Below are 10598 nucleotides of genomic sequence, written 5' to 3'. Positions count from 1 at the left end.
TCTGATAAAGGGGACATTATGGAGCCGGTGGGAGTCGAACCCACGTCCAAACACCTGCCATCATATTCGTCTACAACTATAGGTTATGCTTTTATTTAACTTAGTATCGACACATAACTCAACCCTACACTAAGCGAGTCTATCAATCTCTTTTTAAGTAGCTAGACAATACTTAAACGTAGCTTGCTAAAATAAGACTTGACTCGAAACACAAGCAATTCCAAGCAAGTCACACCCGCTGGTTTTTAGGCAGCTAAAGCGTAAGAAGTGTTATTTTTTGCAGTTATATTTAACTGACGTTTTACATCCGCACGATGAGTCGCAGAATATGCCACATAATGCCTGTCGAATCCGTAACGACCCCAAACAAAAGTGATAATAATAGTATATCAAATGTGATTTCAAATAGCAAAAAAAAGTCCGTTATGGTATGATTAAGCTATGGAAATGAAATATAGCAAGCGCTACCGATTATGGCAAAAAATAATCCGATTTATTGGCTTTCTTTGTCTGATTGCAACAGGTGTCTTAATCCTCTGGCTCTATCATATCGGCATATTAAATGATACAAATGTTTTAAAAACTGTTATTCAAAAACATGATCTTATAGGCCCCCTCATTTTTATCATCATCCAGATTATTCAAGTTGTCTTTCCGGTTATCCCTGGTGGATTAACGACTGTGGTAGGCTTTTGGGTTTTTGGCTGGTGGCAAGGATTTATCTACAACTACATTGGCATAATTGTTGGGAGTATTATTTTATTCCTACTCGTTAAACGCTTTGGCAGGAAATTTATTCTTCTTTTTCTAAAGGAAGATACCTTTTTTAAGTATGAACAAAAACTAGAGAGTAAACATTTTGAGAATCTTTTTATTTTAAGTATGATTGCACCAGTTTCCCCTGCGGATATCATGGTGATGGTCACTGCTCTCACTAATATGAGCTTAAAACGATTCATTACCATAATCCTTATCGCCAAACCTTTTTCAATTATTGGTTACAGTGCATTATGGATATACGGCGGAGATTGGGCTAAAAAATTTCTATAAAGTATCCGCAAGTTTTCGAACTTGGGGATATTTTTTCTACCTAATAAACTGATAATTCACTGCTAGATATGCTATAATACTCATACAAAATCACAAAGGAATCGATATGAAATCTAAAAAACTTTTACTAATAACTACTATTACATTAGCACTTATCAGTCTTTCAGCCTGCTCATCAAACAAAAACACAAAGCCGCAAGCTAATAAGGAAGCATTAAATACTCTTCAATCTAAAACAGAACCCCAACAAGATCCACAAGTCCGCTTGAAATTTAATGATATTAAAACTGCTACCGCTGCTGATGACTTTAAAGGCGGTACTCCCCTTGAACAAATAAAAGCTTTGTATGGTGAGCCAAAGTCCCATACAACAAAACCTGCAGGAGATGTTACCCTAGATGTCTATACTTGGGATGTTGATGGTGTGATAATCAGTGCACAATTGTTTGAAGATAGCACTATTGCTCGAGCTATCTCAAATTTTGCTTTCGACCGAAAACAAACCGTTACCAAAAAAATTTACGATGAAAAATTACCTAATGATTTAACATTCACAGAGGTAACTGAAATTATTGGACAACCCGATGTTATGTCCCAAGCCGTTTCTTCCGATGGAGAACAGTTACAAGCCTTATGGTCTAGTAATTTAAAAGGAAAAGATAACACAAGACAAATAGAATTAATTTTCAAAAATGGTAAGCTTAGTGAAAAATCACAAAAAGGTCTAGAATAAAAGGTTGGAGCATTGTAGCTCTAACCTTTTTAATTAAGCCATAGAGTTAAGAATAGAAGTTTAATATTTAAAATAAAACATCCATTTTAAAATGAATCAAAAATAATTATCCACCTATATACTAAGCACGAATGAAATAGTATTGAAAAATTAGAATCCAACATCCCATGACAAGTTTTTAGTGAAAACAAAAATCCCACTTTTAAATAATGGGATTAAGTATATTTTATCCACCTTGAGGGAATCGAACCCCCATCTCAAGAACCGGAATCTTACGTGATATCCATTACACTAAAGGTGGAAAACTTGGATCATTATAAATAAGACCCAAGATAATAAAAAGCCTGCTAAGCAAGCCTTTTATCTTTTAATTACAATTCAATGTCACCAAAGAGGTCAGCCATTGAGAATCCAGTTTGTGTTTCTGGCAATTCGTAATCACGTTTAGCTTCGCGTTTTGGACGGCGAGGACGTGATTGACGTTTTTCTCCGTTGTTGTTTTCACCTTCAGCTTGTGCTGGACGCTCTTCAAGAGCTTTGATTGAAAGTGATACACGTTCTGCTGAAGAGTCAACTTCAAGAACTTTAACACTAACATCTTGACCTACTGAAAGAACATCTTTTGGATTTTCAACACGTTTGTGTGAGATTTGTGAAATGTGAACAAGTCCATCAATACCTGGAAGAACTTCTACAAAGGCACCAAAGTCTGTAAGACGTTTAACTTTACCTTCAATAACATCACCTTTAGCCAATTTTTGGTCAACGCCATCCCATGGGCCAGGTGTTGTAGCTTTAAGTGAAAGTGATACACGTCCAGCTTCTTCATCGATAGAAAGAACTTTAACTTCTACTTCATCACCAACTGAAACAACTGATTTAGGTGATACGTTACGTTCGTGTGACAATTCAGTTACGTGAACAAGTCCGTCAACACCACCAAGATCGATGAAAGCACCAAAACTTGTTAAACGAGCAACTTTACCAGTAACTACTGAACCTTCTTCAATTTTTGAGAAGATTTCTTTACGTGCTTCTGCAGCTTCTGCTTCAACAACATCACGACGTGATAAGATGAAACGATTTTCTGCTGGATCAACTTCTTTGATTTTTGCATCAAATTCTTGACCTACAAATTGTTCAGTGTTGCGAACAAAACGAGTATCAATCATTGATGCTGGAATAAATCCACGAAGACCTTCAAATTCTACTGAAAGGCCACCTTTAACAGCACGAGTACCTTTAACAGTTACAACTTCATCTTCACGTCCAACAAGTTTGTCCCAAGCTTTGCGAGCTTCCAAGCGTTTTTTAGATACTAGGAAAGTTACTGTGTCAGTGTCTTTACCTACTACTTGACGAAGAACAAGTACTTCAAGTGTTTCGCCAGCTTTAACAAGTTCGTTAATATCTGCATCGCGGTCGTTTGTCAATTCACGAAGAGTAAGAACGGCTTCAACACCAGTACCTTCGATGACAAGGTTTGCTTGATCGTTATCAACTGTTAAAACTTCTGCAGTGACAACGTCACCAGGGTTAACTTCGCTAACACTGTTTAGCAAATCTTCAAATTCATTCATTCTAAAAAATCCTCCAACAAAAATCAGCCTATTCTGATTTTTGATACCAATATATTTTCTCAAGGTAACTCGCAAGGGCACAACTGATCGCTAAGACAATTAGGCTTTGCCACATACCATGACTGGGGTAGCTGGATTCGAACCAACGCATGAGGGAGTCAAAGTCCCTTGCCTTACCGCTTGGCTATACCCCAAAAAATGGAGAGAGAGGGATTCGAACCCCCGAACCCGAAGGAGCGGATTTACAGTCCGCCGCGTTTAGCCACTTCGCTATCTCTCCAAACGACAAAAACTATTCTATCATAGTTTTTGTTAAGCTGCAAGAGGTTTAACAATTTTTAATGGTTTAAATTATAATTAGCAATCACTTCTTGAACCGCTTCGTCCAATGTTTTGTGAAATGTAGTCACTGTTTCTTTATCAACAATAGCAAAGCGGTTATCCAATTCAGCAATTTCACCAATCACTTTTTTACCTGCCTGTAACTGGTAGCCGTCTACTTTTTGCTTGTTTAGCACTACTTGTGCGTCGCTAACTTGAATTTCAATTTTTTTCTCTTTTTTGCTCATTTCAATTACAGAGTAGTTTTAAACTCTAGAAGTAAAAACTACATCCTTTCCTTATCTTACTAGAAAGTATTTTACCGAAAAACAAAAGAGCTTGCAAGAGTGCAAGCACTTTCTTATTAATCTATTTTGACAACCCATCCTTCTGGCGCTTCAACATCACCAAATTGAATGCCAACAAGTTCATCATACAATCGACGTGTTACTGGACCGACCTCAGTTTCACTGTAAAAGACATGAAGCTTATCTTGATACTGAATCCCACCGATCGGGGAAATAACCGCTGCTGTTCCACAAGCTCCTGCTTCTACAAAGCGGTCTAGCTGATCAATTGGAACATCACCTTCGATGGCTTTCATACCCAGACGTGTCTCAGCAAGTTCTAATAACGAATATTTCGTAATTGATGGCAAAATTGATGGACTCAACGGCGTTACAAACTTGTTATCTGCAGTGATACCAAAGAAATTTGCTGCTCCAACTTCCTCGATTTTTGAATGAGTGGCAGGATCTAGGTAGATAACGTCAGAGAAACCTGCAGCTTTGGCTTTCTTTCCTGGGAGAAGACTGGCAGCATAGTTACCACCGACTTTAGCAGCTCCTGTCCCATAAGGGGCTGCGCGATCAAAATCTTTTGAGACGATGAAGTTAGTTGGAGTAAGTCCACCCTTAAAATATGACCCAACTGGCATAGCAAATACAGTAAAAATATATTCATCAGCAGGATGAACACCAATGACATTACCTACACCAATTAATAAAGGACGTATATAGAGCGTTCCACCTGTTCCATAAGGAGGGACATACTCATGATTTGCTCTTACCACAGCTTTACAAGCCTCAACAAACTTATCAGTAGGTACTTGTGGCATTAGTAGTCGATCTGCAGTGTTTTGCAAGCGTTCTGCATTTTTATCTGGTCGAAAGAGTTGAATACTACCATCTTTTGTACGATAGGCTTTTAAGCCTTCAAAAGCTTGTTGTCCATAATGAAGAGCCGGTGAACTTTCTGAAATGGTTAGTGTCGCATTCTCCGTTAACTCTCCTTCATCCCACTTACCATCTTTAAAATGTGAAACATATCGGTAAGGTAATTTGTGATACGAAAATCCAAGATTTTCCCAATCTAGTTCTACTACCATAAGCGACCTCTTTTCTTTAAAAGTTGTTGACTAGTATAGCTCATTTTTTTTTAGTTTTCAATAGTTTTTTGCAAAATTCTGATAATTTTTACAATAAGAAAAGAGGCTGGCCAATTGAACTGCGTCTCAACCCTTAGATTTAGTATCTAAATTTTTGGAGCAGTACACTTGCCAAACTCTTTTATCTATTTGTTAGATGACTACTGATTATCCGATTCAAATGTCAATTTAAAGTATCTTTGCTGAAAAAACACCTTGTTCTGAAATTGTATCAGACACAAATGAACCATTGCTTGTTCTTTCTGAAAGTGGCAAGACTGCCAAATCCATTTCAGCTTTTTCTCCAGTATTTGAAATAATCTCTAGAATGACTCGTTCTGTTTCAATAGGCTCTGTAAAAAGGTCTATTTCACCTCCGAGATTGCCGTCTGAAGCATAAACAGGTCCTGCTTGGAAGACACGGTGTGGTTTTGATTTTAATTCCCGAAGGACTTGTAATCCGCGACCGGCACGTTTGCTGAGTGGAATATCAGCTGTCTTCATACGCTTGAGGCTTCCTCTCTGAGTAAGGAGATAGAAACTTGATGTATTGGTCAAGAAGACATTTTGGATATCATCATCATCTTTAAGGTTAATAGCCTTAACTCCTGCAGCTTTTGGTCCGACAACTGGAACTTCTTCCACACTAAAATGCAAAGCATAACCTTTATGTGTGATAACCATAATGTCTTCTAAGTTAATCGGCGTGACTGTCACGACTTGATCAGTGTCACTTTTTAGCTTAGCAAATTTAACCGATTTTGTACGATAAGTACGCCATGGCGATAATTCTTTTCGTTCGAAGCGTTTAATTTGCCCTTCTTGAGTAGCAGCCATGTAAATACCAGATTCAAAATCATCTAGAATTTCAGCGTAGAGCACTTCTTCATCATTACTGATATTAGTGATATTTTGTGAAATGTGCTCCCCAATGTCCTTCCAACGAATGTCCGATAATTCGTGGACTGGGCGATAGATGACATTACCTTTGTTGGTGAAAATCAGTAGGTGTTGAGTTGTTTTAGCCTGGGTATAGAAAATGAGTTCATCATCATCACGTTTACCTAGCTCTTCTATTGTTGAAGCATTGAAAGAGCGGGGGCTAGTTCGCTTGATGTAACCACCACGTGTAACACTGACAAAGGTTTCTTCTTCAACAATCAGACTAGCCGTGTCAATTTCAATAGCAACAGCTTCTGCTTCGAGGTCCGAGCGACGTGGATTACCAAAGTGTTTTTTAATGTCACGTAACTCACGCTTCATAACATTATACATGGTTCTTTCATCACCGATGATTGCTGCTAAGGTAGCAATTAGCTCACGCAATTCGGCTTCCTCATTTTGCAAGGTCACAATGTCCGTGTTGGTCAGACGATAAAGTTGCAAGGTCACAATGGCTTCTGCCTGTTCTTCGGAAAATTCGTAGGATACTTTGAGATTTTCTTTGGCATCAGACTTGTTTTCTGAAGCACGGATAAGGGCAATCACGTCATCTAAAATAGATATAACACGTATTAGTCCTTCTACAATATGAAGGCGTTTTTCCGCTTTTTCCTTATCAAACTTAGAACGAGCAACGATGACATCACGACGATGGGCAATGTAGCTGGACAAGATTTTCTTGAGACCAACTTGTTTAGGTGTGTAGTTGTCAATGGCTACCATATTGAAATTATAATTAACCTGCAAATCGGTATATTTGAAGAGGTAATTCAAGATGGTTTGAGTATCGGCATCTTTTTTGAGTTCAATAGCAATGCGCAAACCCTCACGGTCAGACTCATCACGAACTTCAGAAATACCAGGTACTTTATTATTGACACGGACGTCATCAATTTTCTTGACCAAAACTGCCTTGTTGATTTCGTAAGGAATTTCAGTAATAATGATTTGTTCTTTACCGCCACGAAGGGTTTCAATTTCCGTACGTGAACGAACAACAACACGTCCTTTACCCGTTTCATAGGCCTTGCGAATGTCATCCTTACCTTGGATAATGGCTCCCGTTGGAAAATCAGGTCCAGGTAGAAATGCCATCAATTTATCCAATTTAGCCGACGGATGGTCAATCATATAAACCACAGCATCAATAACTTCTGATAAGTTATGAGGTGGAATATCGGTGGCATAACCAGCTGAAATACCTGTTGCTCCATTGACCAAGAGGTTTGGAAAGGCAGCTGGTAGAACGGTCGGTTCTTTTTCAGTATCGTCAAAGTTCCATGCCCAAGGGACTGTTTTTTTCTCGATATCACGCAGAAGATGACCAGCTATTTCCGATAGTCTAGCTTCTGTATAACGCATTGCCGCAGGAGGGTCACCATCCATAGAACCGTTATTTCCGTGCATTTCAACTAAAATTTCACGGTTTTTCCAATCCTGAGACATACGGACCATGGCATCATAAATAGAACTATCCCCGTGTGGATGATAATTCCCCATGATATTACCGACAGACTTTGCCGATTTACGAAAGCCCTTATCAAAGGTATTGCCATCTTTATTCATAGAATAAAGAATACGTCGTTGGACGGGTTTCAAACCATCACGAATGTCCGGTAAGGCACGTTCTTGAATGATGTATTTGGAGTAGCGACCAAAGCGCTCTCCCATAATGTCCTCAAGGGACATGTTTTGAATATTGCTCATAAATTAAGATACAAAGCCCCTTAAAAAGGCACAGTCAAAAAAGGAAATCGGCAGAAAATCCTGATTTTCTAAACGATTTATCTTCTTGACACAGCCTTCAGGGCGTGTTCAGTTAGAAAGACTAACTAACAGTCCTTTCTTGTTTCTTTGTATGTAAAGGAATATTCCTTTTTTATTTTGGTTTCTTGGTATTTTCATCAAAAGTGGCTAAATTGACTCATCTGTAAGTGATTCAGAAGAGCCTTATCGTCCATTTTAATGAGAAAGACAGCATCTGTCCACAACTAAAATAAACTATTTAGTCAGTTGCTGTTTCTTTCGCTCTTTCTGCCACTGACGGTAGTCTTCAACATCTTTATTAACCAACTTCCAGCAAGTTGCTACAACAAGAGCGTCATCCATTTGACCTAATACTGGAATCCAGTCTGGAATAACGTCAATTGGAGATAGAAAATAGATAAGAGCACTAACGATGGCCAACATGGTTCTTCTAGGAACACGAGTGTAATCCTTTTTCCAATAGCTACGAACCATACTGATTAAGATAGGAATCATTTTGAGTTCTTGACGAACAAAAGGAATCCATTTTAGTTTCTTTTCTAGTTTTTCAAGAAAAGGTTCCATTTTAGCATCATCTCTTAATAGGGCATCAGCCTTCTGATAACGGCTTTGCAATTCTTCAAGTGCTTGTTGTTTATTAAATGATTTGTTTAGTTTCATCATATCACCTCTTATTCTATTTCTTTTGTCACCCAGTCTAGTTAAAATACTGTACTTTCTTCCAAAGTAAACTTGACATTGTCTTCAATCCATTGGCGACGTGGAGCAGCCTTGTCTCCCATAAGAACTGAGACACGACGTTCAGCACGTGCCAAATCATCAATGGTGACCTTGATAAGAGTGCGGGTTTCGGGATTCATAGTAGTTTCCCAAAGCTGGTCAGCATTCATTTCACCAAGACCTTTATAACGTTGCAAGAGCGAACCTTTACCAAATTTTTGACGCAGTTCTTCAAGTTCGCCATCACTCCACGCGTACTCTACCACTTCTTTTTTACCTTTACCTTTAGACATCTTATAGAGCGGAGGAAGAGCGATAAAGACATGCCCTGCTTCTACTAACGGTCTCATATAACGATAAAAGAAGGTCAAAAGAAGTGTTTGAATGTGAGCACCATCAGTATCGGCATCGGTCATGATGATAATTTTATCATAGTTGATATCATCCAAGCTAAAATCAGCCCCCACACCTGCACCAATCGTATGAATCATAGTGTTGATTTCCTCATTTTTGAGGATATCAGTCATTTTAGCTTTTTCAGTATTCAAGACCTTACCACGAAGCGGCAAAATAGCTTGGAATTTTCGGTCACGTCCCTGTTTGGCAGAACCGCCGGCTGAATCCCCTTCGACGAGATACAGTTCATTTTTCTTAGCATTTTTAGACTGTGCTGGCGTCAATTTACCTGATAGAAGCCCCTTATCCTTCTTGTTCTTTTTGCCATTGCGGCTTTCATCACGCGCTTTTCGGGCTGCTTCACGTGCGTCCCTAGCACGGATGGCTTTACGAATAAGGTTTGAAGCTACTTCGCCATTCTCCAGAAGAAAATAGGTCAACTTTTCAGAGACAATCCCATCAACGACTGGTCTTGCTAATGGTGAACCCAGTTTGTCCTTAGTTTGCCCTTCAAACTGAAGGTGTTCTTCAGGAACTAGGATGGACAATACTGCCGATAGTCCTTCACGATAATCAGACCCTTCTAAGTTTTTATCCTTTTCTTTTAGTAATCCTGTTTTACGGGCATAGTCATTCATCGCTTTGGTAATAGCTGACTTTAGTCCTGTCTCATGTGTTCCACCGTCTTTAGTGCGGACATTATTGACAAAAGAAAGGATGTTATCTGAAAAACCATCGTTGTACTGCATGGCGATAGCCACTTGGAAATCCTGATCACTTCCTTCAATAGAGATAATCGGTGTCAAGGTTTCCTTGTCTTCATTGAGGTAGGCAACAAAATCCTCTACACCGTTTTCGTAATGGAACTCTTCGTGAATCTCTTCTTCTGGACGAAGATCAGTAAGAGTCATTGTTACATTCTTTAAGAGAAAGGCAGACTCTTTGAGGCGATCTGAGATGGTATTAAATCGAAAATCTGTCGTTGAAAAGATGCTAGCATCTGGCATAAAGGTAACGGTTGTCCCTGTCTTAGACTTGGGAGCCGTGCCAATTTTTTTCAAGGTTGTGACTGGCTTACCACCATTTTCAAAACGTTGTTTATAAACAGCTCCATCACGGGTAATTTCAACTTCGAGCCAAGAAGAAAGGGCATTAACGACGGAAGAGCCAACCCCGTGTAGCCCACCTGATGTTTTATAGCCACCTTGACCAAACTTACCACCGGCATGGAGAACCGTGAAAATAACTTGAACGGTTGGAATCCCCATGGCGTGTTTCCCTGTTGGCATACCGCGACCATTATCCGCAACACTAACGGAACCATTTTTGTTCAGTGTTACTGAAATTTTTTCCCCAAATCCTGAGAGAGCTTCGTCGACAGCATTATCAACGATTTCCCAAACCAAATGATGGAGGCCTGTCGCATCGGTCGACCCGATATACATACCAGGACGTTTACGAACCGCATCCAACCCTTCTAAAACTTGAATGGCATCATCGCCGTAATTGTTTATATTAATTTCTTTTTTAGCCAAAATAGCCTCCAAATAGTTTCATCTTTCCTATATTACAAGTTTTCCCAAAAATTTGCAAAAAAATTTAAGGTATTCTTTATAAAATGGCATAGAGGCAGAGCTATTTGCAATGCTGATGTTGCTTTACA

The 10598-nt window shown here is 39.1% G+C and carries 7 protein-coding genes, 3 tRNA genes, 1 other RNA gene and 1 pseudogene; 2 read left to right on the top strand and 10 right to left on the bottom strand.

Features of this window, described 5'->3' with window-relative positions:
* Nucleotides 1-16: 16 nt before the first annotated feature.
* Nucleotides 17-364, bottom strand: a transfer-messenger RNA (tmRNA) gene (gene ssrA / locus C0J00_RS04670).
* A gap of 77 nt (nucleotides 365-441) precedes the next feature.
* Between ssrA and C0J00_RS04665 the strand changes: the two genes are divergently transcribed.
* Both C0J00_RS04665 and C0J00_RS04660 read left to right on the top strand, forming a co-directional pair.
* Nucleotides 442-1050 carry a TVP38/TMEM64 family protein gene (locus C0J00_RS04665; RefSeq protein WP_104967779.1) on the top strand — a complete coding sequence of 203 codons (609 nt, stop codon included), beginning with the start codon at nucleotides 442-444 and terminating at the stop codon, nucleotides 1048-1050.
* A gap of 106 nt (nucleotides 1051-1156) precedes the next feature.
* Nucleotides 1157-1783 carry a DUF3862 domain-containing protein gene (locus C0J00_RS04660; protein ID WP_104967778.1) on the top strand — a complete coding sequence of 209 codons (627 nt, stop codon included), beginning with the start codon at nucleotides 1157-1159 and terminating at the stop codon, nucleotides 1781-1783.
* A gap of 229 nt (nucleotides 1784-2012) precedes the next feature.
* Here the strand turns inward: C0J00_RS04660 and C0J00_RS04655 are convergent.
* The 9 genes and pseudogenes from C0J00_RS04655 to parE form a co-directional block, all read right to left on the bottom strand.
* Nucleotides 2013-2084: transfer RNA gene (locus C0J00_RS04655), tRNA-Arg, on the bottom strand.
* A 70-nt stretch (nucleotides 2085-2154) separates the two neighbouring features.
* The gene (gene rpsA / locus C0J00_RS04650; RefSeq protein ID WP_104967777.1) at nucleotides 2155-3363 is read right to left on the bottom strand and encodes a 30S ribosomal protein S1; all 1209 of its coding nucleotides are present in this window, start codon (nucleotides 3361-3363) and stop codon (nucleotides 2155-2157) included.
* 122 nt (nucleotides 3364-3485) lie between these two features.
* A tRNA-Gln gene (locus C0J00_RS04645) sits at nucleotides 3486-3557 on the bottom strand.
* A 5-nt stretch (nucleotides 3558-3562) separates the two neighbouring features.
* Nucleotides 3563-3643 (bottom strand) — tRNA-Tyr (locus C0J00_RS04640).
* 58 nt (nucleotides 3644-3701) lie between these two features.
* The gene (locus C0J00_RS04635; protein WP_104967776.1) at nucleotides 3702-3932 is read right to left on the bottom strand and encodes a DUF2969 domain-containing protein; all 231 of its coding nucleotides are present in this window, start codon (nucleotides 3930-3932) and stop codon (nucleotides 3702-3704) included.
* A 116-nt stretch (nucleotides 3933-4048) separates the two neighbouring features.
* A pseudogene (locus C0J00_RS04630) lies at nucleotides 4049-5074 on the bottom strand (branched-chain amino acid aminotransferase); the annotation flags it as partial.
* Nucleotides 5075-5299: 225 nt separating this feature from the next.
* On the bottom strand, nucleotides 5300-7759 hold the full coding sequence (gene parC, locus C0J00_RS04625) for a DNA topoisomerase IV subunit A (RefSeq protein WP_104967774.1): 2460 nt from the start codon (nucleotides 7757-7759) through the stop codon (nucleotides 5300-5302).
* Between the two features lie 294 nt (nucleotides 7760-8053).
* The gene (locus C0J00_RS04620; protein ID WP_104967773.1) at nucleotides 8054-8482 is read right to left on the bottom strand and encodes a YkvA family protein; all 429 of its coding nucleotides are present in this window, start codon (nucleotides 8480-8482) and stop codon (nucleotides 8054-8056) included.
* 38 nt (nucleotides 8483-8520) lie between these two features.
* The gene (gene parE, locus C0J00_RS04615; RefSeq protein ID WP_104968838.1) at nucleotides 8521-10470 is read right to left on the bottom strand and encodes a DNA topoisomerase IV subunit B; all 1950 of its coding nucleotides are present in this window, start codon (nucleotides 10468-10470) and stop codon (nucleotides 8521-8523) included.
* Nucleotides 10471-10598 lie beyond the last annotated feature (128 nt).

Origin of the sequence: Streptococcus pluranimalium (assembly GCF_002953735.1) — a bacterium.
Classification (GTDB): domain Bacteria; phylum Bacillota; class Bacilli; order Lactobacillales; family Streptococcaceae; genus Streptococcus; species Streptococcus pluranimalium.
The sequence above is the reverse complement of the archived record's forward strand: the minus strand, read 5'-3'. Positions and strand labels throughout refer to the sequence as shown.

Excerpts from the sequence above, each read along its gene's own strand:
- C0J00_RS04665 (WP_104967779.1), top strand. The coding sequence starts at position 442 with ATGGAAATGAAATATAGCAAGCGCTACCGATTATGGCAAAAAATAATC.
- C0J00_RS04660 (WP_104967778.1), top strand. The coding sequence starts at position 1,157 with ATGAAATCTAAAAAACTTTTACTAATAACTACTATTACATTAGCACTT.
- rpsA (WP_104967777.1), bottom strand. The coding sequence starts at position 3,363 with ATGAATGAATTTGAAGATTTGCTAAACAGTGTTAGCGAAGTTAACCCT.
- C0J00_RS04635 (WP_104967776.1), bottom strand. The coding sequence starts at position 3,932 with ATGAGCAAAAAAGAGAAAAAAATTGAAATTCAAGTTAGCGACGCACAA.
- parC (WP_104967774.1), bottom strand. The coding sequence starts at position 7,759 with ATGAGCAATATTCAAAACATGTCCCTTGAGGACATTATGGGAGAGCGC.
- C0J00_RS04620 (WP_104967773.1), bottom strand. The coding sequence starts at position 8,482 with ATGATGAAACTAAACAAATCATTTAATAAACAACAAGCACTTGAAGAA.